Genomic DNA, 22,880 nt, shown 5'->3' on the forward strand with positions numbered 1-22,880 from the left:
TGATCAATAATAATAGGTTTGCATAGAATAAAATATATCCTACACATGATCACCAACATTCCAGGCTACCCGAGAATAGGTAGCCAGCGCGAACTGAAAAAGGCCTGCGAAAGTTACTGGACCGGAAAAATTTCACTGGAAAGATTAGAACTAACGGCAAGGCAACTACGAAAAGAAAACTGGACCTTCCTGCAGTCAGCCGGCATCGATCTGATCCCTTCCAACGACTTTTCTTACTACGATCAGATACTGGATATGTGCGTTACACTGGGCATCATACCGGCCCGCTTCCAGGCCCTGAGAGCTACTTTCGCCAATCCCAACTGCCCCGAGCTGTACTTTGCCCTGGCCCGGGGATACCAGAAAAATAATTTCGACATCACCGCCCTGGAAATGACCAAATGGTTCGATACCAACTATCATTACATGGTACCTGAATTTGAGGCCGCCCAGGAATACCAGCTATACCAACCTAAATGTGTGGCCGAATTCAAAGAAGCCCTCAGCCTCGGCATTACTACCAAACCGGTACTGCCAGGGCCCGTGACATTAATGTTGTGTGGGAAAATAAAAGATGCAGCACTGAGTTATCCACAATTGCTCGAAAAACTGCTCCCGGTGTATATTCAACTCCTGGAATCCTTACAACAGGCCGGCGCTGCCTGGGTACAACTCGATGAACCCTTCCTGGTAACAGACCTCGATCCCGCTGTGAGTGACCTCTATCATCGCGCCTATAGCGCTATCCGCCAGGCATTGCCCCAGCTCAACGTACTGCTGACCTCCTATTTCGGCGCCTTGGAAGATAATACGGTGCTGGCTTTACAATTGCCGGTAAAAGCATTGCACATTGACCTGGTACGCGCACCAGAGCAACTGGATACCATCTTACCCGCCCTCCCGGAAGATAAGTGGTTGTCGCTCGGCGTGGTAGATGGACGCAACATCTGGAAAAACGACTATGCCCAATCCCTCTCGCTCATTGAAAAAGCAGTCAACAAAATAGGAACAGAACGCCTGTTGCTGGGCACCTCCTGTTCCCTCCTGCATGTGCCTTATAATCTCGACCAGGAAACCGCACTGGATCCGGGTATCAGGCAATGGATGGCCTTTGCCCAACAGAAAGTGGCAGAGGTAATGGACCTGAAACAAATAGCAGCTGGCGATCTATCGCCCCTCGCCGATAACCAAAGCGCCATGATCAGCCGTAAAACATCTGCCGCTATTCATATCCCTGCGGTGAAAGCCAGGATGGCCGATATCAGCAACGTAGACATGCAACGCCACAGTATCTTCCCACACCGGCAGGTATTGCAGCAATCGGTATTACAGCTTCCCCTGTTTCCTACCACCACCATCGGCTCTTTCCCACAAACCACGGAAATCAGGCAGCTGCGCGCCGACCTTAAAAAAGGCGTTATCACCGAAGAAACCTACCAGGCCGATATCCGCCAGGCCATCACGGAAACCATTTACCGCCAGGAAAGCCTGGGCCTGGATGTGCTGGTACACGGCGAGTTTGAACGGAATGATATGGTGGAATATTTCGGTGAACAACTGGATGGATTCGTATTCACGCAAAATGGTTGGGTACAGAGCTATGGCTCCCGCTGTGTAAAGCCTCCCATTATTTTTGGAGATGTACAACGTCCCGCACCTATGACCGTGGCCTGGAGCCACTATGCCCAGTCGCTCACCACCAAACCGGTAAAAGGGATGCTTACCGGCCCCATTACCATCTTGCAATGGTCGTTTGTAAGGAATGACCAACCCCGTATGCAAACAGCCTTTCAGCTGGCGCTGGCGATCCGCGATGAAGTGAAAGACCTCGAAGATGCCGGTATTAACATCATCCAGGTTGACGAGCCCGCCCTGCGCGAAGGACTTCCCCTGCGTAAAGCGCAACGGGCGGCTTACCTCGATGAAGCAGTAAAAGCCTTCCGGCTGGCCGTCAGCACGGTAGATGACGCCACCCAGATTCATACACATATGTGCTATGCTGAATTCAATGATATCATTGAACATATCGCTGCTATGGACGCAGATGTGATCACCATCGAAACTTCCCGTTCACAAATGGAGCTGCTGGAGGCCTTTGCCCACTTCTCTTATCCCAATGAAACGGGACCCGGCGTATATGATATTCATTCGCCACGGGTGCCTACCGTAGCGGAAATGGAAGGATTACTGGATAAAGCAGCACAATTACTCCCCGTACGCAATATCTGGGTAAACCCCGACTGTGGATTAAAAACCAGGAAATGGCCGGAAACAGAACAGGCATTGCTCAATATGGTGGTAGCGGCCAGGAATATGCGAAGCAAAAAGGAAAAAGCTTCGTAAATTGGTGAATGCCATGTCATGAAACAGTTACCTGCCCGCGATGCCATCGCGACTTTGAATGCCGCGTAGGCACCATTCTTCGCTGCCAATGCCAGGAAGTACCGTTAACGGAAAATGAACTGGACTTCATCCGGCAGCAATATCATGGATGTCTTTGCGCCGACTGTTTACGCGAAATGAAAATAGTATTTTCGGAATCACCACATTAACAGGCATAAAAAAGCCGGATACAGCAGCCATCCGCTGTATCCGGCCAACAAAAATCTTAATATTAAACGATTTCTACCAGTTCCAGGTCAAAAATCAGGTCTTCACCCGCCAGCGCGTGGTTAGCATCCAAAGTAATGTAAGTATCGCCGATAGCAGCTACTTTTACCTGGAATACCTGGCCCTGTGGGTTGCTCATCTGCAACTCCATACCCACTTCAGGATTTAGATCAGCCGGAATGTTTTCCTTAGGAAAATCCATGATCATCTCATCACTTTTAGGACCATATGCCTGATCAACAGGGATATGAATGGTCTTTTTGTCTCCCACTTTCATGTCGAGCACACCATTCTCAAAACCTTTGATAACCATACCGGCGCCTACCTTGAATTCAAGTGGAGCTCTACCTTCGGAGGAATCAAAAGTAGTTCCATTCGTTAAACGGCCATGGTAATGCACTTTCACGGTATCCCCGTTTTTAACAGCTTGCATAAAAATTAATTGTTTAGTGTTAATAATTACGCGCAAGATACGAAAAGCTGCTATAATCCCTATTTTTTGATACAGTCAATAAACCTTTACCGTATCTTAACAACATGAACCGTTTATATCTTATCTGTATCCTCCTCGCAGGCCTTTTCAGGGAAGCTTCCGCTCAATATGCGGATCATGTATTACCAGGCGCTACACAAACAGCCCGCTACCTGCCGTTATTGAAAAACAAACGGGTAGCCATGATGGTTAACCAAACAGCTACCATCGACCATACCCACCTGGTGGATTCCCTGTTGAAACTGCATATAAAAATTCAGAAGATATTCAGCCCGGAACATGGCTTCCGTGGCAATGCAGGTCACGGCGAAACAGTGGCCAACAGCATTGATTCTGCTACCGGTATTCCCATCGTTTCCCTGTACGGACAACATCGCAAAGCTACTGCTGCAGATCTGAAAGATGTGGATATCCTGCTCTTCGATATTCAGGATGTAGGCACCCGCTTCTTCACTTATATTTCCTCCCTGCAGGAGCTGATGGAATCTGCTGCTGAAAACAAGAAAACGCTGGTGATACTCGATCGCCCCAATCCCAACGGCGACTATGTAGACGGCCCCATTCTCGATACCGCCTACCGCTCTTTCATAGGCATGCAACCCATTCCGATTGTACATGGCATGACGGTAGGAGAATACGCCCGGATGCTCAATGGCGAACATATGCTGAGCAAAGGGCTGCACTGCGATATCAAGGTAATTCCGTGTGAAAATTATAGTCACCAAACCTTTTATCGCGTACCCATCAAGCCCTCTCCCAATTTACCCAACATGGCAGCTATCAACCTGTATTCGTCCCTCTGCTTTTTTGAAGGAACAGCGCTCAGCCTGGGACGCGGCACGGACAAGCCTTTCCAGGTATATGGCTCTCCCCTGCTGCCCGACAAAGGTTTTTCCTTTATTCCCCGTGCCAGCGCCACCAATCCTACGCCTGTGCTGAAAGATCAGCGTTGCTATGGTGTGGACCTGAGCAATGCACCGGAAACAGTACCACACCCGGGTCGCAAAATTGAATTGAAATGGCTGATCGATGCTTATCGCGCCTACCCGGATAAGAGTAAATTCTTTATCCCTTTCTTCAGTAAAGTGGCCGGCAATACACAATTACAGCAACAAATCATCAAGGGAATGCCGGAAGCGGATATCCGTAAAAGCTGGGAACCCGGTCTCGCCAAATTCAAAGTAATACGCGCAAAATACTTGCTGTACTAGGCGTATCATTCGGTCAAACCTCTTTATTTTTGCACCCTATGAATAAAGATCTCCGCATTGTTTTTATGGGTACGCCCGATTTTGCCGTGGCGTCGCTGGATATATTGGTGCAAAACGGTTTTAATGTAGTAGCCGTTATCACCGCACCCGATAAGCCTGCTGGCAGAGGTTTACAGCTGCATGAAAGTGCCGTAAAACAGTATGCTGTCAGTAAAGGATTACCGGTTTTACAACCTGAAAAGCTGAAAAACCCTGATTTCATTGCTGCCCTGCGCGATTTAAAAGCAGACCTGCAGGTAGTAGTAGCTTTTCGTATGCTGCCGGAAATGGTATGGAATATGCCACCCGAAGGCACTATCAACGTACATGCTTCCCTGCTGCCTAATTACCGGGGAGCAGCGCCGATTAACTGGGCGATAATCAACGGGGAGAAAGAATCCGGCGTTACCACCTTCAAACTGCAACACGAGATAGACACCGGCGATATCCTTTTCAGCGACACTGTAGCCATCCGGGAAGATGAAACCGCAGGTGAATTACATGATGCACTGATGCATACCGGCGCCACGTTGTTACTAAAAACGGTACAGGCCATTGCCGCTGGTAATATAGCCGGAACACCGCAGGCACATATTCCCGCAGCGGCCATTAAACACGCGCCTAAAATTTTCAAGGATACCTGCCAGATCAACTGGCTACAACCGCTCAGCAGTATCTATAACCTGGTACGCGGCCTCAGTCCTTATCCCGCAGCCTGGACGGTGTTCCAGGGAAAAAATCTCAAAATATACAAGGCGCATAAAGAGCACACCACGCCTTCCAAAGCACCAGGAGAATTTGAAACGGATCAAAAAACATATGTAAAAATTGCGGCGCAGGATGGATACCTCTACCTGGATGAAATTCAGCTGGAAGGCAAAAAGAAAATGGATATTGAAGCATTTCTGAGAGGCTACCGCTTCCAGGAATAATGAAAATAAATGATAACAAAAAAGCCGGCTCTACTGAGTAGAGCCGGCTTTTTTGTTATCATTTAAAACTGTTAATTCTCGTAACTCAACTCGCAATAAAACCGGGTTTCATTGCTACCCAATGCCTGCATAGCACTGTCGCTCAATTTAATGATCAGGCCAGCGTTGGATTTCATCTGTGGAATAACATCCAGTACTTTGGCATACACGGCTTTACCATTCAGGGGGTTGGTTACCTTGATAATGGTACCACGTGGCGCGGTATTATGCAGAGCGTAATACTTACCTACAGCATTGCTTTTAAACCAGGTACCAGGCCCCTTTTCACTAGATGCTTTTTTACCGCCATTGGTTTGCTGTTCGTACAACTGTTCAAAGTCAGTATTGGTGCTAACGGCAACAGGCTTTGACGCCGCTGGCGCCGGGGCAATGGCGGCATCTGTTACCGGGCGGGAAGCTTCTTCTTTCTTCACCATTTCCTTCGCCTGTTTTACGGGCGCTGGCGCCGGTGCTGGTTCATCCTCCGTTTTAGCGGCTACCGGTTCTGTTACAGGAGCTGCTGCTTTCTCTTTTACTTTTTCTGCTTTAGGAGCTACTTCTGCTGCTACACCACCCCCTTTCACATAGCCGATGATGACATAGCTGTCTTTCTTCAGCCCATCTCCGGAAAAGCTATTCCATTGACGAATATTGTCCAGTGGTACTTTGTTATAGTTGACACTTACCCGGTATAAAGTTTCCTTTTCAGTTACTTTATGATATACCGGCGTACCGCTGGCATCTGCCTTCTGCGAGAAGTTGGCGGCAGTAAGCGGGATATGGAGCGTACGTCCAAGCTGTAATCCCTGCTCCATCGTTACTTTATTGGCAGCGGCAATTTCTTTGGGAGGAATTCCATATGCCCGGCTAAGGCTGTAAAAATTTTCTCCTTTCTTTACTACATGGGATATGTAAAGAGACGGCGAGGTACCCTGTACCTGCAGCGTGTCCTGCGCCTGCACCGCTCCTGCGCTTACACCAAACAAGGCGATTGATAACATCAATTTTATCATACTAACTCTGTTTATGATTGATATTTTGCCTGCTGCTCAGGATATTTCTGCTTCCCACAAAAGCTGGAAACCCAAGTATACCATTGCAGCATCAAAAATCTGAAAAATTCATTTGCTGATTCGGGCAACGAATATATGCGTTAAAATTGACAATTTTACTTACTACACCAAACGAACAAAGATCTCTTTTGTTGTAGCAGCCGGCAGCTTTTAACATTCCTTTCAAACACTCGTTGGCATTATATTTCCCGTTGACATAGACCGCGGTATATGCTCCCCTCATTACCCGTTAATCTCCTTCAAAATCCGCAACTCTTTCGGATAATAATTATTCATACGGTTAGGTAAAAACTTGGCCCAGCCCAGGTGCATTCCCTCATAGCTTATCAGCGCCCAACCCCGTATATCGGCGGTTACGCCCGGATCTTCTTTACGCAGGTATAATAACGCCTGTTGTAAATTAAGTGACACCGCTGGTAATGTTTCGGCCAATATAGTGCTTGCTGCCAGCTGGTGATCGGGTATTAACTCTTTCTGTCCCAGCTGCCCGGCCTTAACCCCCGCTTTGCGAATATACAATTGTTGCTGCAACATTGTAATGTCTGTTGCCAACAAAGGCGGTAAAATCAATACTTCGTCCTGGTGCAGGAAATACTGCCAGGAAGCCGGCATATTCACCCAGGGAGCTACCAGTTCGCGTTGCCGGGCGGTAAGCCCCACCTGCCTGGACTCTTTCTGTTTGCGTATAGACTGGCTACTGCCCTTTTTACGGAAGCAGGCAATAAAAAAGCCCTCCCCCCTTAATAAATCGGGATAAAAACGGTAACCGGTATAATTTCGTTTATTCGTTACCGTTGGTACAATTTTCCAGGCTGTATCCAGCGGGATGGTAATATTTTCCAATTCAAAATGATCCGCCAGCCAATCCAGTATTACTTCATCTTCCTCTGCAGAAAAAGAACAGGTAGAATAGATGATGACCCCATCTTCCTTTACGGCGGGTAATATATCTGCCAGGATCCTTTGCTGACGCTGGCTACAGAGCGTTACATTTTCCGGCGACCACTCCGATACCAACTCCGGATCGCGGCGAAATAAACCGGAACCGGAACAGGGAGCATCTGCCACTACCAGGTCGAAATAACCCGGTAAACGGGAAAAATCACGCGGATCGTTGTTGCTAACCACCACATTGGCAGCGCCCCACCTGGTGAGGTTATCCGCCAGCAAGGCTGCCCGTGGCTTTATTACTTCATTGGTTACCAGCAAACTATCTTCGCTGATCAGCGATTGCAACAGCGTAGATTTTCCGCCCGGTGCGGCACATAAATCCAACACCTTCAGCGGCGCGGATAAATCTACCGTAGCACGTACCGCCTGCTCCAGGAACATGGAAGATGCCTCCTGCACATAATAGGCGCCCGCATGAAAATAAGGATCGAAGGTAAAAGAAGGCCTGGCAGGCAAATAATAGCCTTCGCTGCTCCAGGGCACTCTTTGCACCCCGTTGGCCGATAAAGCTTGCAGCACCTGCTGCATACGTTCAGGGGTAGTTATTTTAAGCGGATTAAGGCGCAGTGAAGTAATCTTTTCAGCCGCAGCATGTACTCGTTCAAATGTTTCCCGGTTATACCCCGGAAGTCCCGCTAACGAATCAAGCAGGGCAGCTGGTAAATGACTGGACAAAGGAATTTTTTCCGCAAAAATAATGAAAATGAAGATTTTGTGCAGGTGGATGAAGAATAGTGCCTACACTTCTTTGATAGCAGCCAGCAGTTCCTGCAATACCTTTTTGGCATCGCCAAACAACATCGATGTTTTAGGCTGGAAGAAAAGATCGTTTTCGATACCGGCATATCCCGGCTTCATGCTACGCTTATTTACGATCACCACCTTTGCCTGCTCTACTTCCAGTATAGGCATCCCGTAGATAGGGCTGGCCGGATCTTTTTTAGCGGCGGGATTCACCACATCGTTGGCGCCTAATACCAGCACCACATCTGTAGTGGGAAACTCGGTATTGGCATCTTCCATCTCCAGTAACTTTTCATAGGGTACATCGGCTTCTGCCAGCAGTACATTCATATGCCCCGGCATACGCCCTGCTACCGGGTGGATGGCATATTTTACTTCCACCCCTCTTTCTTCCAGCTGCTTTTCCAATTCATGACAGGCGTGCTGGGCCTGGGCTACGGCCAATCCATATCCCGGCACAATGATTACTTTATTGGCATAGGCCATCACGACGGCCGCATCATTTAAACTGATTTCCTTATAGTGCCCCTGATCTTTGTTGCCGCCAGCAGCAACGGTAGCGCCACCTCCAAAGGAACCAATCAGTACGTTCTTCAGCGAACGATTCATGGCTTTACACATCAGGATAGTCAGGATAGTACCGGCAGAGCCCACCAGGATTCCCCCGGTAAGCATCACGGGATTATTGTATAGAAATCCCCCACAGGCAGCGGCTACGCCGGTAAAGGAGTTTAAGAGAGAGATGACCACCGGCATATCTGCACCGCCAATGGGCAATACGAAGAGAATGCCGTAGAACAAGGCCAGCGCCAGTACGGTATAGAACACCACCAGGCTGGTGGCAGTAGCCCCCACACCCAGTACCAGCCAAACAAAGAGGCCTATAATGACAGCCAGCACTCCCAGGTTCAGTATATGCTGACCATTAAACGAAAAGTCTTTTATTTTTCCCGCCAGCTTGCCCCAGGCGATAATACTGCCGGCGCAGGAAACCGCGCCAATCACCAGGCTTAGGAGGATAATGGCCACCATACCGCCCGCGCTGGCTCCGGAAGCCACCAGGTGATTAAATTCTACAATAGATATCAATGCCGCACAGGCGCCCCCCATACCATTAAACATGCTCACCATTTCCGGCATAGCCGTCATTTTCACTTTTTTGGCAGATAATACGCCGATGATCCCACCGATGAGTAAACCGGTAAAAATCCAACCGTAATTGTGCAGGGGAACATCATCTATTTTATAGAGGAAGATAGTGCCCAGGATAGCAAGCGTCATGCCGGCAGCCGCCACCAGGTTGCCTTTGCGGGCAGTATCCGGTTTACTTAGCATTTTCAGTCCCAGGATAAATGTAATAGAGCCGATCAGGTAGATAATTGATAAAATGCTGGATCCCATAATGAATAGTACTTAAAGCCGTTAGCCTTCCGTCTTTGGCTGTTAGTAAATGCGGCGCCATCAGTACCACTTCAGCTGCAACATTGGCTAAAATGCTGCACACAAGCGCCAATCCGTTTGCTATTTCTTTTTTCCTTTAAACATTTCCAGCATACGATCAGTTACCACGAAGCCTCCCACCACGTTGATAGTACCCAGTATCACTGCCAGGAACCCGATAATCAATGCCAGGTAATTATCCGGTTCTGCTTTCCCCATTACAATGATAGCGCCGATGATGACTACGCCGTGAATGGCATTGGCGCCGCTCATCAGGGGCGTATGTAATACAGACGGCACCCTGGAGATGACTTCTACTCCCAGGAAGATAGACAGGATAACGATATAAATCAGGTCGATATGCTGATGCAAAAACGATAAAATATATTCCATATTGAGCGGATGTTTACGGTCCTGACAATTATGCCGGTTGCATCATACTTTTCACACGATCGTTCACTATTTCTCCATTGTGTGTGATACAGGCACCTTTCACGATATCATCTTCAAAATTCAGGTGCAGTGTTCCTTCCTTGGTCAGCAGGAGTTTCAGGAAATTAAACACATTCTTTGCATATAGTTTACTGGCATCGGCTGGCATGGTAGCAGCCAGGTTGGAATCCCCGATAATAGTAATGCCTTTGTAATGCACGGTTTCATTGTTCTTCGTAACGGAGGTATTGCCGCCGGTAGCTGCCGCCAGGTCTATAATAACAGCGCCGGGGCGCATCCGGTCCAGCATGTCGCTGCTAACCAGTACAGGGGCTGCTTTGCCGGGTATTTGTGCCGTGGTGATCACAATATCCGCTTTGGCAATGCTTTCAGCAATACGTTGTTGTTGCTGTTGTTTATAGCTTTCGCTTTGTTCTACTGCATATCCCCCGGCGCCGGAGGCGTCTGCGGCGCCTTCCACTTCCACGAATTTTGCACCCAGGCTCATCACTTCCTCTTTCACGGCCGGCCTGGTATCAAATACCTCCACCACTGCGCCCAGCCGGCGGGCGGTGGCAATGGCCTGCAAACCGGCTACGCCGGCGCCCAATATCAATACCTTGGCCGGGGCAATGCTGCCTGCTGCCGTCATAAACATGGGAAAATAACGGGAATAGCTATACGCTGCCAGTAATACCGCTTTGTAGCCGGCAATATTGGCCTGAGAACTAAGCACATCCATTACCTGTGCCCGCGTAGTACGGGGAATGGTATCCAGGCTGAAAGCCGTAATATTCCGGGAAGCCCAGTATTCCACCTCGCTGACGCGATATAGTGGTTGTAAAATACCTGTAATGATTTTACCGGGAGGGATCTGGTCTATCCATTCGCGGGAAGGAGCTTGCAGGGTGAAGATAATATCTGCGCCAGAGAGAATGGCCTCCCCGGTTTTAACCAGCGCGCCCGCCTGCATATAGGCGTCATCGTTATAAAATGCGCTGTCGCCGGCACCCTGCTCCACCCACACGGTCACCGACATTTGCCGCAGTTGCTTTACTACTTCGGGCGTTAGCGACACCCTGGTTTCGCCGTTTTTTTCCTTTAGAATTCCTGCAATCATCTGGTGGAAATTTATAATGGAATTTAAAGAAAAAACGGCAACAACGAACTATTTTTTTGATTAATTTTTCTTCAGTGAAGCGGCTAACGTAGCAGCATGCTGCAGTAAAGCGGGAATAGCCACGCCCTGCACATAGTTGCCGCTGATAATTAATCCAGGGTATTTTTCTTCAAACGAGCGCACCGCTTCGCGCAACTTCGCATGTCCCACATTCAACTGGGGAATGGCATGTTTCCACTCGCTGAGCTGCTGCATCACCGGGGCGGCGGTAAGGCCCAGCAGGGCAGTAATTTCCGCGATCACGCGCTGTTGCAAAGTAGTCGTATCCATTTCGCGGAACAGGTGCTCCTGCCGTGCTCCACCCAGGAATACAGTAAACAGTATCTTTCCGGCTGGCGCCTTATCAGGGAATATAGCTGAATTACAAATGGCCCCCAGGAAATGCTTGTTTTCTGCATGCGGTACCAGGAAACCAAAACCATCCAGCGGCTGGGGCAACGCGGTGGCATCAAATCCCAGGTGTAATACGCCCATATGTGGATAAGCCACCTGGCGCAACAGGCTTTCCAACGACTGGTCCAGCGTGCCGATGGTATCGGCGGTTACATAGGCAGGCGTGGTAAATATCACCCTGGCCGCCGTATAGGTAGTGGATGCCCCGTTGTCGGTTACGTTCACCGTGTAACCTCCATCCGCCTTGCAAATGCCGGTGACGATGCAGTTAAATCGTACCGGGGTAGAGAGCAACTGTTGTAAACGGTTGGTCAATACCTGGTTGCCTCCTTTGAAACTGATGATTTTCCTGCCTCCCATGGCGTTTTTATCCTTCATCAGTCCTTTGGTAATACTCCCATATTCCCGCTCCCAGCGCGGCAAAGCCGGCAATACTTCGCCGATGCTCATAGCATTGGGATTGCCCGCATAGATGCCCGATAATACAGGATCAAATACATAATCAGCGATCTCTTTATTAAACCGGCGGGTAACAAAAGCGGTTACGGTTTCTTCGCCATTGGCAGGTGCCGGCTTCCGAAAACGCTCGGTAAACAGGCGCCACTTGCTACTTCCGCTCAGATAGGGTGAAGACAGGATCTTCAGCGGATGAGGGGACACCCCATGCAATTGGTTATTTCTTACCAGGAAACGGTGTTTACTGGCAGCCGTTGCCTGCAAAATCTCCCCCTCCAATCCCAGCTCTTTAAAAAAAGCCAGTACTTCCGGGGAAGCAGCAACGGTATTAGCGCCGGCATCCAGCTCAAATCCATCGGTATGTAACGATTTCATGACTCCGCCCGCATGATCCGAGGCCTCCAGCACCAGGTAGGGCACCTGCTGCCGCTGTAGTTCATACGCTATGCTCAGCCCGGATAAACCGGCGCCAATGATCAATACGGGTTGTTCATTCATAAGAAAAAATTATACAGCTGTCTGCTGTGTGACGATCTGGGTACAATATTTTACTACCGCTTTTACCCACAAAGGATGGATATTCAAACAAGGTATCATCGTAAAGGTTTCTCCCCCATGTTGCAGGAAACTATGTTTACCTTCTTCCGCAATCTCCTCCAGCGTTTCCAGGCAATCTGACACAAACGCCGGACACACCACCAGCAGTTTCTTCTTCCCTTCCGCCGGTAAAGTTTCCAGCCGGGAGGCCGTATAAGGCTTCATCCACTCTTCCCGTCCCAGCCTCGATTGGAATGAGATGCCCCATTTTTCCGGGGGCAATCCCAGCTCTTCCGCCACCAATTCAGATGTAATCGTTACCTGGTGACGATAGCAGAAATCATGCGCCGGTGATTTTACGTGACAGCAATCATTTACTTTCATGCAATGCGCACCAGTAGGATCGCCCTTACGCAAATGCCGCTCCGGCAACCCGTGATAACTAAACAGCACATAGTCGTAATCGCGCTGCAGGTAAGGGCGCATACTTTCAGCCAAGGCATGAATATAATCCGGTTCATCGTAGAACGGCGGTATGATCGATAGCTTAAATTTATATTGCTTCTTTTTGAATATCTCCTGCGCATATTCTGCCGCTGTTTCATAAGACGACATGGCATAATGCGGGTATAATGGCAACACCACTACTTCCCTCAGCTGTGGGTTTTGTTTGAGCAGGTTCTCAAATGCCACTTCCGGGCTGGGATTCCCATAACGCATGGCTATCTCCACCGGCACTTCCATATCATTCTGCACGGCCATCTGTAACTGCTTCGTTAACACCACCAGCGGAGAACCTTCGTCCCACCAGATAGAAGCATACGCTTTGGCAGATTGTTCGGCACGTTTGGGTACAATGATCCCTTCAATTAATATTTTACGAAACAACCATGGATAGTCTATCACACGCTTGTCCATCAGAAACTCTATCAGATAACGCTTTACATCCGGTACGGCGGTAGAATCGGGCGACCCGAGGTTCATCAATATTATTCCTACATCAGATTTAGACACCATTTCTTATAAATTGCAGCAAAGCTAAGGAAAAAGCGGAAAGCTAAAAGCACAAGGCTTTTCGCATTTTACATGCCCACTGTCATTATTTTGTAAATACAAAACCTGATAAAAATCATTTTTTCATGGTGATGATTACCAGTAGGAGAAATGACACACTAATGACAGCCTAAACCCTTTTGTTTGCAACGTATGCAAGTACTTTTGCACCCGGAAGCTTATACAAGAACATGCAGGTCAGTCATTCAAAAGAAATAGCAAATTTTCATATCGTTGGGATCAACTATAAGAAAACCGACGCTGCTATCAGGGGATTATACGCCATCAATCCGGCCCAATACCAACAGCTCCTGGAGCATGCCAGGACAGTACAACTAAACGATCTTTTTGTACTATCCACTTGTAACAGAACAGAAGTATACGGATTTGCCGCGCATCCCGGGCAGTTGATAGACTTGTTGTGCAAGGAATCAAACGGTGACAGAAATCAGTTGGAAGAATTAGCCTATGCCAAATCAGGTGAAGAAGCCGTGAGGCATCTTTACCAGGTAGGCACCGGCCTCGACTCCCAGATCCTCGGTGATTATGAAATCATCGGCCAGATCCGCAATGCCGCCAAATTTGCCAAAGCGCAACAAAGCCTCGGTAGTTTTCTCGAAAGACTGGTGAACAGCGTATTACAGGTTTCCAAACTGATTAAAACAGAAACAGGACTCAGCAAAGGAACCGTATCTGTGGCTTTTGCCACCGTACGGATGCTGGAACGTATCTGCCCCGATATCAAAAATAAAAAAGTGGTATTGCTGGGTGTAGGCAAAATAGGCCGCAACACCTGCAAGAACATGATCGAATACCTCGGTGTAAAGGAAATTACCCTCATTAACCGCACCGAACAGGTAGCCGCAGATTTTGCAGATCAACATGGCCTGAGATACGCACCCTATGAAAATATGGTCAGCGAAATGCAACAGGCAGATGTAATCCTGGTGGCCTCCAATGCACCACAACCTACCGTGCTGGCAGAACATTTCCAGGGTTCCTCTCCTAAACTCATTATCGACCTTTCTATACCATTCAACGTAGAAGCCGCCGTAGGAGAATTGCCACATATCCAGCTGGTAAATGTGGATGAACTGTCCAAAGTACAGGATGAAACGCTGCAAAACAGGCTGGGTGAAGTTCCTAAAGCCATGGCTATCATCGATGAGTACATGGAAGAATTCCTCTACTGGTACAAAATGCGCAAACACGCCGTGGTACTGAAAGCAGTGAAAGATAAACTGCAGGAAATACATACCCGCGAAATACAACAGCAGAAGAACGGAGAACACTATAAACTGGAAGATATAGAACTGGTATCTTCCCGCATCATACAAAAAATGATTAATCTCATGGCAGGTAAAGTACGCAAGGAAGCCGATAAAAGCGACCAGTACATTGCTATGATCAACGATATTTTCGAGACCGGCGTTAACCAGGAATAAACAATGGAAAAAGTTATCAGGATAGGTACAAGAGACAGTCAGCTGGCACTCTGGCAGGCACACCAGGTAAACGATCTGCTCACCGCACAGGGCTACCGCACCGAACTGGTGCCCATCAAAAGCGAAGGCGATATTGACCTGGTAACACCCCTCTATGAAATAGGCGTACAAGGTATCTTTACCAAAAGCCTGGACCTGGCACTGCTCAATAATCGTATAGACATTGCCGTTCATTCCTTCAAAGACGTTCCTACACAATTACCGCAGCAAATAGTACATGCCGCCATCCTGAAACGTGGCCCGGTAAAAGATTTGCTGGTATATAAAACCAATACCGACTTCCTGGAACAGCCCGGGTACATTGCTCACATCGCTACCAGCAGCGTGCGCCGTAAAGCGCAATGGCTGCGCAGATATCCACAGCACCAGCTGCACAACCTGCGCGGGAATGTAAATACCCGCCTCCAGAAACTGGCCGCTGAAAACTGGGACGGCGCTATCTTCGCCGCCGCAGGACTGGAGAGGATTAATGTACGCCCGGCCACGTCCATCTATCTCGACTGGATGCTGCCAGCTCCCGCTCAGGGCGCCGTAGTAGCCGTATGCAGGGAAGATGACCAATTTTGCCTGGACGCCTGTGCCGCCTTTAACGATGCCGATACTGCCCTGGCCACACAAATAGAACGCGAATTTTTACGTACCCTGATGGGCGGATGCACCACCCCTATCAGCGCGTATGCTTATATACAAGACCATACCGTTCACTTTAGCGGAGAACTCTGCAGCCTGGACGGATCCCAGTTTTTCAGTACTTCACATGAAGTATCCCTGGATCAGGCCCAACAGCTGGGTCAACGTGCCGCAGAGGAAATTATGGCGCAAGGTGGCGCTGAAATTGTAGCTCAGATCAGAAATGCCAAATGATCAATACCGCATATTATGCACCAGGCCTCTAACAGACAGCTCCATCGCTGTTGCTGGTGAAAATGGTATTCATATAGACGTCAAAGATTTTATCCAGATAAAACCGCTTCCCAACGAAGCCCTATGGGGCCAGGAAAAAATGCTCCACCTCTTCCGCCCCGGTACTGTACAGGTTTTTACCAGCGCGAATGCCGTAAAAATACTGGCCAAATATTACATCAGGCAAGGGGCCGACTGGTACGTTATCCGGGACGCCAACATCTGTTGCATCTCCGGAAAAACAAAACAATTGCTGGAAGAAACTTTCTTCGATTGTAAAATACTCGCGGAAGCAGCCTATGGCAAAGACCTGGCAGCTGCCATCATCCAACTGGGCAATATCACCGAGGTAAATTTCTTCTGCGGTACACAGCGCAGGGATGAACTACCCGGTATATTGACAGCAGCAGGGATTACTGTCAACGAATACGTGATCTACGAAAATATTCCCACACCGGAAGTAGTCGACACCGATTATGATGGTATATTCTTTTTCAGTCCCAGCGCTGTTAAAAGCTACTTTTCCGCCAATAAACTGGCGCCTAAAACGGTTTGCTTTGCCATTGGCCGAACAACAGCCACTGCACTGAAAGAACACACCGACAACAAGATTATAATAAGCCCCGGTACAGATGAAGCGTACATGGTGCAAACAGCTATATTTTATTTTAACAACATTAATTGCTACGAATGAGCGCATTGAAGAACGACTTATTACTGAAGGCCCTTAAAGGTGAAACCGTTTCCCGCACACCCGTATGGATGATGCGCCAGGCTGGTCGCTACCTCCCGGATTATATCAAACTGCGTGATAAATATTCCTTTTTTGAACGTTGCGAAAATCCAGAGCTGGCCACAGAAATAACCGTTATGCCGGTAGACCAGGTAGGCGTTGATGCCGCCATCATTTTTTCTGACATCCTGGTAGTACCACAAGCCATGGGCCTGGAAGTACAACTGGTGGAAAAAGTAGGTCCCCTGCTACCTGCCCCCATTAAGTCGGCCGCCGACCTGCAACGTGTATGCGTGCCGGATGTACAGGAAAGACTGCACTATGTATTCGATGCGCTGAAGCTCACGAAAAAGACACTGGATGGCCGCGTGCCGCTCATCGGCTTTGGTGGCGCCCCCTGGACACTGCTCTGCTATATGGTACAGGGGAAAGGCTCCAAAACCTTCGACGAAGCAAAAGCATTCTGCTATCAGCAACCCACAGTAGCCCATCAGCTGCTGCAAATGATTACCAATACCACCATCGCTTACCTGAAAGCACAGGTAGCCGCCGGCGCAGATACCGTACAGGTATTTGACTCCTGGGGTGGTTTGCTGAGCCCGCAGGACTTCGAAGTATTTTCTCTACAATATATCCGCCAGATAGTAGCCGCCATGAAAGATATCTGCCCTACTATCGTGTTTGCCAAAGGCGCCTGGTTTGCCCTGGAAGACATGGCCGCTACCGGCGCCCATGGACTGGGTATCGACTGGTGCATTAAACCGGAACTGGCCCGCCAGTTTGCCGGCAACAACATCGCCTTACAAGGCAACTTTGATCCGGCTAAATTGCTGGCTCCCATCCCTGAAATTGAAAAGTCAGTGAAGGAAATGCTGAAAGGCTTCGGCAGACAGCGTTACATCGCTAACCTGGGACATGGTATTTTGCCCAATGTACCGGTAGACCACGCAAAAGCATTCGTGGAAACTGTGAAAGCGCACGGGTAATAAGGCATACAGGCGATTGATCTTTAAAAGTAAGGTACTATGGTTAAAAACGATTTCATCTCTTTTATACACGGCTTACAGGACGAAATTTGCGCTGCCCTGGAAAAAATGGACGGTAAAGCTACCTTCCGGGAAGACCGTTGGGAACGGGCCGGCGGCGGTGGCGGAAAATCACGCGTAACCGCCAATGGAAATGTATTTGAAAAAGGGGGCGTAAACACCTCCGTGGTACATGGCGACCTGCCGGAAGCCATGGCACAGCAGTTTGGCGTTTCCAACAGCCAGTTCATGGCCTGTGGCATCTCCCTGGTTATTCACCCCCTCAATCCATTTGTTCCTACCGTACATGCCAACTTCCGTTACTTTGAACTGTATGAAGCCGACGGTACACTGAAAGACAGCTGGTTTGGCGGCGGCGCCGACCTCACGCCCTATTACCTGGACGAAAAAGATGGCATCCATTTTCACCAGACCTTTAAAAATGCCTGCGATCCTTTCGGCACAGACCTCTACCCAAAATATAAAAAACACTGCGATGAATATTTTATCAATAAACATCGCAACAACGAAGCCCGCGGTGTAGGCGGTATTTTCTACGATTACCTCCGGCCCGGCGAAAGCAAAACAGCAGAGGAACTGCTCGCCTTTTCCAAAGCCAATGGCAACGCCTTCCTGGAGGCTTACCTCCCTATCGTGGAAAAAACTAAAAACATTCCTTACACGGAAGAACATAAAAGCTGGCAGGCGTATAGACGTGGACGTTATGTAGAGTTCAATCTCATTCATGACAGGGGCACCCTGTTTGGCTTAAAAACCAACGGCCGCACCGAATCCATCCTCATGAGCCTCCCGCCGGTAGCCCGCTGGGAATACGACTTCCACACTACTCCGGGAAGCCCCGAAGCACAGCTGGAAGAGTTTTTAAAGCCGCGCGACTGGACAAAGACAGCCCAATAGAAACAATAAAACTTTTATAAAGATGATCAGAAGAAACAGAATCCTAAGAGTATCTCCCGCCATTCGTGCAATGGTAGCGGAAACTATATTAACACCCAGCGACTTCATTGCGCCGTTATTTGTTACCGAAGGAGAAAATGTGAAAGAAGAGATCAGCTCTATGCCAGGTTATTTCAGGTACTCGTTGGACCTGACTATTAAAGAAGCCAAAGAGCTCTGGAGCCTCGGCATTAAAAGTGTTTTACTGTTTGTAAAAGCGCCCGACCATGTAAAAGATAATAAAGGAACGGAAGCCGTTAATCCAAACGGGCTGATGCAACGTGCTATCCGGGGCATCAAGAGTGCCATCCCGGAAATGGTGGTGATGACTGATGTGGCCCTGGACCCTTACTCCTCCTACGGCCATGACGGCATTGTAGAAGGTACTGAAATTGTGAACGATCCTACCGTGGAAGTACTGGCACGTATGAGCCTCAGTCATGCGCAAGCAGGCGCCGACATCGTTGCGCCCAGTGATATGATGGATGGCCGAATCCTTGCCATCCGCAATATCCTGGAGGAAAATGGCTTCGATAAAACCGGCATTATGGCCTACAGCGCCAAATATGCTTCCTGCTTCTATGGTCCCTTCCGGGATGCGCTCGACTCCGCGCCCGGATTCGGTGATAAAAAAACCTACCAGATGGATTACGCCAACTCCCGCGAAGCCATCAAGGAAACACTGATGGACATTGAAGAAGGCGCAGATATCGTGATGGTAAAACCAGCCATGGCCTACCTCGACATTATGCGTATTATCAAAGATCGTGTAACCGTTCCCGTTAGTGCTTATCATGTAAGCGGAGAATATTCCATGATCAAAGCAGCAGCAGAAAGAGGGTGGCTCAATGAAAACAAGGCCATCCTGGAAAGCCTTACCAGCATTAAGCGTGCAGGTGCGGACCTGATTGCTACCTATTTCGCGAAAGACGCCGTAAAACTGCTGAATGCATAATTCAGTATCTTGCGTAAAACAATAAATCATCCCACAGATGTACAGTAAAAGTGAAATGTTATTCGGGAAGGCCAAAGAGGTGATCCCTGGCGGCGTAAACTCTCCCGTACGTGCATTTAAAAGCGTTGGCGGCAATCCTATATTCATGGAACGCGCGAAAGGCGCCTACATGTACGATGTAGACGGTAACCGCTATATTGACTATATTAATTCCTGGGGCCCTATGATCCTCGGCCATGCTTATGAGCCCGTGGTAAAGGCTATCCAGGAATATGCCACCTACTCCACCTCTTTCGGTGCACCCACCGAACTGGAAATAAAAATCGCTGAACTGATTGTGAGCATGGTACCTAACATCGACATGGTACGCATGGTCAACTCCGGTACAGAAGCTTGTATGACGGCCCTCAGGCTGGCCAGGGGCTATACCGGCCGGAATAAATTCATCAAGTTTGAAGGCTGTTACCATGGGCATGCCGATGCCTTCCTGGTGAGCGCCGGTAGCGGCGTTGCTACGCTGGGCCTTCAGTCTATTCCCGGTGTAACTGCTACTGTAGCCGATGACACACTTACCGCTCCCTATAATAACCTGCCAGCAGTAGAACAACTGGTAGCAGAATATGCAGGACAAATTGCAGCTATCATCGTAGAACCGATAGCCGGCAATATGGGCTGTATCCTGCCACAACCGGGATTCCTGGAAGGACTGCGCAAGGTTTGCGATGAGCACAATATCGTACTGATCTTTGATGAGGTGATGACCGGCTTCCGGCTGGCCCGTGGCGGCGCGCAGGAACTGCTGGGCATTAAAGCCGACCTGGTTACCTTCGGTAAAATTATCGGGGCTGGTATGCCTGTAGGCGCCATCGCCGGTCCAAGGGAAATCATGGAAAACCTGGCTCCTGCAGGAAAAGTATACCAGGCCGGTACCCTGAGTGGCAACCCGATCGCTATGATCGCAGGCTATACCTTACTGCAAACGCTCAACGACAACCCGGTGATCTACCAGCAACTCGCCGAAAAAGCCACCTACCTGGTAAATGGCTTAAAAGAAGCCTTCGGCGCAGCCGGTATCGTTCATAGTATTAACCAGATAGGCTCTATGCTGAGTGCACACTTTACCGAGTATCCTATCATCGATTTCTCGTCTGCCTCTGCCGCCAATAACGAAATATTCAGGCGTTTCTTCCATGCTATGCTGGAACGCGGCGTATACCTGCCACCTTCTGCCTTCGAAAGCTGGTTCATGTGCAATGCACTCACTACCGAAGACCTGGATCAAACCATTACTGCTGCTAAATCTGCCATGCAGGCAATCAAATAGTTAACAATTCAATCCTGTGCTGAGTGGAAAAGGCTGTCTCATACCCTGAGACGGCCTTTTATTTTCACCTTCAAACCTGCTCCCCTGGCCACCTTTTATTCATCGGGCTCCTTACCTTTTATCCGGCTATATTCCCTTTACAATAAACTAACCTGCCAATAATTCAAAAAATATTATTTTTGGACCTTCATGAATAACCAGCTGCCTATATTAAAACGTTGGATAACTGTCGCCTTCCTGCTGTGTATACAGCTGGTAGCTGGCTTTGTACCTACGTTTGCGGCACATCGTCATTTCCTGCACGAGATCCGGGTACAACAGGCACAGCAGGACCAACTACTGCACCTGGTACACAAAATACCAGTGCAACTGGAAGCCGATGACGACGGCATGGATGTATGGCAGGTGACCAAACATCGCCGTAAAACGCGCTGGTACCTCACTGCATCCGCACCACAGGTAAGTACGGCTACCCGTATTGTATACCTCGATCCGGATAACACGGCGAGAAGTGTTTATCTCACTGAAAATAAAACCGGTGAATACGTGCGCCAGAAATCCTTTCTGCCCGCCTACTATTCCTTTCTCTTCCGGTTTACCCCCTTCTGAATACCACCCTCTTTTGCGATTGTAACCATTTTTATTGTTTAAGGAGATGCCTGCATTTGCTGTTATTCCGGCAAACAGGTAGCTGCTGTGTTGTATTCACTTATTCCGGTTAAACCGGGATCAATATCTTATTGCTATGCGTTATTATACAGGGATCTTAACATCGCTGACCGCTCTTTTTATGGCTGGTTGTGCCACCAAGGGAGAAAGTACCAACAAAGAGGCACTGAAATCATTACCTGTTACCACCCTGGTAACAAAAGATACTACCCTCCACCGCTCTTACGTAACGGATATACAGGCAGTGCAAAATGTAGAAATACGGGCCCGTGTAAACGGGTTTCTCGATAAAATATTCGTTGATGAAGGACAGGAAGTAAAAAAGGGACAACTGCTCTTCGGCATCAGCGACGCCGAATACCGGGCTGAGCTGGTAAAAGCCAAAGCAGTACTGAGCAGCCTGATCGCAGAAAGTAAAGCGGCCGCACTGGAAGTAGATCGCGTTACTTTGCTGGTAGACAAAAAAGTAATCGCCCCCTCCGAACTGGAAGTAGCCAACGCCAAGCTGGCAGCGGCTCAGGCCAAAATAGAAGAAGCCCGCTCCGCTGTTTCCAATGCGGAAATGCGTCTCTCCTATACCAGTATCCGCGCACCTTTCGACGGTATCATTGACCGTATTCCCCTGAAAAAAGGAAGTCTCATCAGCGAAGGTTCCCTGTTAACTACGGTATCGGATACACGCGAAGTATACGCTTATTTCAACGTATCAGAAACGGAATACCTTCAATACAATAAGGCACTCGCCAAAGGCGATAACAGCTACCGCAAAGTGGCGCTCATACTGGCAGATGGGTCGGACTACAACCAGCCCGGCAATATAGAAACCATGGAAGGAGAATTTGAAGAAAATACCGGCTCCATTGCCTTCCGTGCCCGTTTTCCCAACCCGTCCAAACTCCTGAAACACGGCGCCAGCGGTAAAGTGCGGCTCACCACCGAAATGGATAGCGCTGTCATTATTCCGCAGAAAGCTGTATTTGAAATGCAGGATAAAAACTATGTTTTCGTGGTAGATGCTGCCAACAAAGTGAAAATGAAAAACTTCATCCCGCAGGCCCGCTTCGCACATTTCTACATTGTAAAATCCGGTCTTAATCCCGGCGAACGCATTGTATGCGAAGGCGTGCGCAATATCCGCGATGGTATCGAAATCGCCCCGCGCAGCCTGCCCATGGATAGTTTACTGAGTTTATAATCACAGCTGACCCAGCTGAAATCACGGAATA

General features: G+C 48.7%; 21 protein-coding genes. 13 read left to right on the plus strand and 8 right to left on the minus strand.

Features of this window, described 5'->3' with window-relative positions; all coding sequences use genetic code 11:
• Nucleotides 1-45 precede the first annotated feature (45 nt).
• Both metE and HGH91_RS23675 read left to right on the plus strand, forming a co-directional pair.
• Nucleotides 46-2,343, plus strand: a complete 2,298-nt coding sequence (gene metE, locus HGH91_RS23670; protein ID WP_168741279.1) for a 5-methyltetrahydropteroyltriglutamate--homocysteine S-methyltransferase — start codon at nt 46-48, stop codon at nt 2,341-2,343.
• 8 nt (nt 2,344-2,351) lie between these two features.
• The gene (locus tag HGH91_RS23675; RefSeq protein ID WP_168741281.1) at nt 2,352-2,552 is read left to right on the plus strand and encodes a cysteine-rich CWC family protein; all 201 of its coding nucleotides are present in this window, start codon (nt 2,352-2,354) and stop codon (nt 2,550-2,552) included.
• A 62-nt stretch (nt 2,553-2,614) separates the two neighbouring features.
• Here HGH91_RS23675 and HGH91_RS23680 read toward each other — a convergent pair whose 3' ends face one another.
• A complete protein-coding gene (locus HGH91_RS23680) occupies nt 2,615-3,043 on the minus strand; it encodes a peptidylprolyl isomerase (protein WP_145671860.1) in 429 nt (142 codons plus the stop codon).
• 104 nt (nt 3,044-3,147) lie between these two features.
• On the opposite strand from HGH91_RS23680, the gene HGH91_RS23685 reads away from it, so the two are divergent.
• Together HGH91_RS23685 and fmt are read left to right on the plus strand one after the other, a co-directional pair.
• Complete coding sequence (locus tag HGH91_RS23685) at nt 3,148-4,314, plus strand: exo-beta-N-acetylmuramidase NamZ domain-containing protein (protein ID WP_168741283.1); 1,167 nt, start codon at nt 3,148-3,150, stop codon at nt 4,312-4,314.
• Nucleotides 4,315-4,352: 38 nt separating this feature from the next.
• A complete protein-coding gene (fmt, locus tag HGH91_RS23690) occupies nt 4,353-5,285 on the plus strand; it encodes a methionyl-tRNA formyltransferase (protein ID WP_247651827.1) in 933 nt (310 codons plus the stop codon).
• 71 nt (nt 5,286-5,356) lie between these two features.
• Here fmt and HGH91_RS23695 read toward each other — a convergent pair whose 3' ends face one another.
• The 7 genes from HGH91_RS23695 to hemH form a co-directional block, all read right to left on the minus strand.
• Entirely contained in the window at nt 5,357-6,337 is a 981-nt protein-coding gene (locus HGH91_RS23695) for a LysM peptidoglycan-binding domain-containing protein (protein ID WP_168741285.1), read from the minus strand.
• A gap of 282 nt (nt 6,338-6,619) precedes the next feature.
• Nucleotides 6,620-8,023: a methyltransferase RsmF C-terminal domain-like protein gene (locus tag HGH91_RS23700; RefSeq protein ID WP_168741286.1), complete on the minus strand. Its 1,404-nt coding sequence runs from the start codon at nt 8,021-8,023 to the stop codon at nt 6,620-6,622.
• A gap of 63 nt (nt 8,024-8,086) precedes the next feature.
• Nucleotides 8,087-9,493, minus strand: coding sequence for an NAD(P)(+) transhydrogenase (Re/Si-specific) subunit beta (locus HGH91_RS23705; protein WP_168741288.1), 1,407 nt, complete (start codon nt 9,491-9,493; stop codon nt 8,087-8,089).
• Nucleotides 9,494-9,613: 120 nt separating this feature from the next.
• Nucleotides 9,614-9,925 (minus strand): NAD(P) transhydrogenase subunit alpha, encoded by a 312-nt coding sequence (locus HGH91_RS23710; protein ID WP_145671870.1) that lies wholly within the window; start codon nt 9,923-9,925, stop codon nt 9,614-9,616.
• A 28-nt stretch (nt 9,926-9,953) separates the two neighbouring features.
• Nucleotides 9,954-11,084: a Re/Si-specific NAD(P)(+) transhydrogenase subunit alpha gene (locus HGH91_RS23715; protein WP_168741289.1), complete on the minus strand. Its 1,131-nt coding sequence runs from the start codon at nt 11,082-11,084 to the stop codon at nt 9,954-9,956.
• A gap of 60 nt (nt 11,085-11,144) precedes the next feature.
• Nucleotides 11,145-12,491 (minus strand): protoporphyrinogen oxidase, encoded by a 1,347-nt coding sequence (gene hemG, locus HGH91_RS23720; RefSeq protein WP_168741290.1) that lies wholly within the window; start codon nt 12,489-12,491, stop codon nt 11,145-11,147.
• Between the two features lie 9 nt (nt 12,492-12,500).
• Nucleotides 12,501-13,547, minus strand: coding sequence for a ferrochelatase (gene hemH, locus HGH91_RS23725; RefSeq protein ID WP_168741292.1), 1,047 nt, complete (start codon nt 13,545-13,547; stop codon nt 12,501-12,503).
• 227 nt (nt 13,548-13,774) lie between these two features.
• On the opposite strand from hemH, the gene hemA reads away from it, so the two are divergent.
• The 9 genes from hemA to HGH91_RS23770 all read left to right on the plus strand — a co-directional run bounded on the left by hemA (nt 13,775) and on the right by HGH91_RS23770 (nt 22,849).
• Nucleotides 13,775-15,028 carry a glutamyl-tRNA reductase gene (gene hemA, locus HGH91_RS23730; protein WP_168741294.1) on the plus strand — a complete coding sequence of 418 codons (1,254 nt, stop codon included), beginning with the start codon at nt 13,775-13,777 and terminating at the stop codon, nt 15,026-15,028.
• Between the two features lie 3 nt (nt 15,029-15,031).
• A complete protein-coding gene (gene hemC / locus HGH91_RS23735) occupies nt 15,032-15,952 on the plus strand; it encodes a hydroxymethylbilane synthase (RefSeq protein ID WP_168741296.1) in 921 nt (306 codons plus the stop codon).
• Nucleotides 15,942-16,685, plus strand: a complete 744-nt coding sequence (locus HGH91_RS23740) for a uroporphyrinogen-III synthase (RefSeq protein ID WP_168741298.1) — start codon at nt 15,942-15,944, stop codon at nt 16,683-16,685. The genes hemC and HGH91_RS23740 overlap by 11 nt, the downstream gene beginning before the upstream one ends.
• Nucleotides 16,682-17,710 (plus strand): uroporphyrinogen decarboxylase, encoded by a 1,029-nt coding sequence (hemE, locus tag HGH91_RS23745; RefSeq protein WP_168741300.1) that lies wholly within the window; start codon nt 16,682-16,684, stop codon nt 17,708-17,710. Before HGH91_RS23740 ends, hemE begins: the two co-directional genes overlap by 4 nt.
• 39 nt (nt 17,711-17,749) lie before the next feature.
• A complete protein-coding gene (gene hemF, locus HGH91_RS23750) occupies nt 17,750-18,667 on the plus strand; it encodes an oxygen-dependent coproporphyrinogen oxidase (RefSeq protein WP_168741302.1) in 918 nt (305 codons plus the stop codon).
• Nucleotides 18,668-18,689: 22 nt separating this feature from the next.
• Nucleotides 18,690-19,661, plus strand: coding sequence for a porphobilinogen synthase (hemB, locus tag HGH91_RS23755; RefSeq protein ID WP_211092398.1), 972 nt, complete (start codon nt 18,690-18,692; stop codon nt 19,659-19,661).
• 37 nt (nt 19,662-19,698) lie between these two features.
• The gene (gene hemL / locus HGH91_RS23760) at nt 19,699-20,985 is read left to right on the plus strand and encodes a glutamate-1-semialdehyde 2,1-aminomutase (protein ID WP_168741304.1); all 1,287 of its coding nucleotides are present in this window, start codon (nt 19,699-19,701) and stop codon (nt 20,983-20,985) included.
• Between the two features lie 189 nt (nt 20,986-21,174).
• On the plus strand, nt 21,175-21,594 hold the full coding sequence (locus HGH91_RS23765; RefSeq protein WP_168741306.1) for a hypothetical protein: 420 nt from the start codon (nt 21,175-21,177) through the stop codon (nt 21,592-21,594).
• Between the two features lie 136 nt (nt 21,595-21,730).
• The gene (locus tag HGH91_RS23770) at nt 21,731-22,849 is read left to right on the plus strand and encodes an efflux RND transporter periplasmic adaptor subunit (protein ID WP_168741307.1); all 1,119 of its coding nucleotides are present in this window, start codon (nt 21,731-21,733) and stop codon (nt 22,847-22,849) included.
• Nucleotides 22,850-22,880: the final 31 nt, after the last annotated feature.

This window comes from Chitinophaga eiseniae, from assembly GCF_012641265.1.
Classification (GTDB): Bacteria; Bacteroidota; Bacteroidia; order Chitinophagales; family Chitinophagaceae; genus Chitinophaga; species Chitinophaga eiseniae_A.

Coding starts and splice junctions, on each gene's coding strand:
- HGH91_RS23770 (WP_168741307.1), top strand. CDS start 21,731: ATGCGTTATTATACAGGGATCTTAACATCGCTGACCGCTCTTTTTATG.
- hemH (WP_168741292.1), bottom strand. CDS start 13,547: ATGGTGTCTAAATCTGATGTAGGAATAATATTGATGAACCTCGGGTCG.
- hemE (WP_168741300.1), top strand. CDS start 16,682: ATGAGCGCATTGAAGAACGACTTATTACTGAAGGCCCTTAAAGGTGAA.
- HGH91_RS23740 (WP_168741298.1), top strand. CDS start 15,942: ATGCCAAATGATCAATACCGCATATTATGCACCAGGCCTCTAACAGAC.
- HGH91_RS23680 (WP_145671860.1), bottom strand. CDS start 3,043: ATGCAAGCTGTTAAAAACGGGGATACCGTGAAAGTGCATTACCATGGC.
- HGH91_RS23695 (WP_168741285.1), bottom strand. CDS start 6,337: ATGATAAAATTGATGTTATCAATCGCCTTGTTTGGTGTAAGCGCAGGA.
- hemC (WP_168741296.1), top strand. CDS start 15,032: ATGGAAAAAGTTATCAGGATAGGTACAAGAGACAGTCAGCTGGCACTC.
- hemF (WP_168741302.1), top strand. CDS start 17,750: ATGGTTAAAAACGATTTCATCTCTTTTATACACGGCTTACAGGACGAA.
- hemL (WP_168741304.1), top strand. CDS start 19,699: ATGTACAGTAAAAGTGAAATGTTATTCGGGAAGGCCAAAGAGGTGATC.
- HGH91_RS23705 (WP_168741288.1), bottom strand. CDS start 9,493: ATGGGATCCAGCATTTTATCAATTATCTACCTGATCGGCTCTATTACA.
- hemG (WP_168741290.1), bottom strand. CDS start 12,491: ATGAATGAACAACCCGTATTGATCATTGGCGCCGGTTTATCCGGGCTG.
- metE (WP_168741279.1), top strand. CDS start 46: ATGATCACCAACATTCCAGGCTACCCGAGAATAGGTAGCCAGCGCGAA.
- fmt (WP_247651827.1), top strand. CDS start 4,353: ATGAATAAAGATCTCCGCATTGTTTTTATGGGTACGCCCGATTTTGCC.
- HGH91_RS23685 (WP_168741283.1), top strand. CDS start 3,148: ATGAACCGTTTATATCTTATCTGTATCCTCCTCGCAGGCCTTTTCAGG.
- hemA (WP_168741294.1), top strand. CDS start 13,775: ATGCAGGTCAGTCATTCAAAAGAAATAGCAAATTTTCATATCGTTGGG.
- hemB (WP_211092398.1), top strand. CDS start 18,690: ATGATCAGAAGAAACAGAATCCTAAGAGTATCTCCCGCCATTCGTGCA.
- HGH91_RS23710 (WP_145671870.1), bottom strand. CDS start 9,925: ATGGAATATATTTTATCGTTTTTGCATCAGCATATCGACCTGATTTAT.
- HGH91_RS23675 (WP_168741281.1), top strand. CDS start 2,352: ATGCCATGTCATGAAACAGTTACCTGCCCGCGATGCCATCGCGACTTT.
- HGH91_RS23765 (WP_168741306.1), top strand. CDS start 21,175: ATGAATAACCAGCTGCCTATATTAAAACGTTGGATAACTGTCGCCTTC.
- HGH91_RS23715 (WP_168741289.1), bottom strand. CDS start 11,084: ATGATTGCAGGAATTCTAAAGGAAAAAAACGGCGAAACCAGGGTGTCG.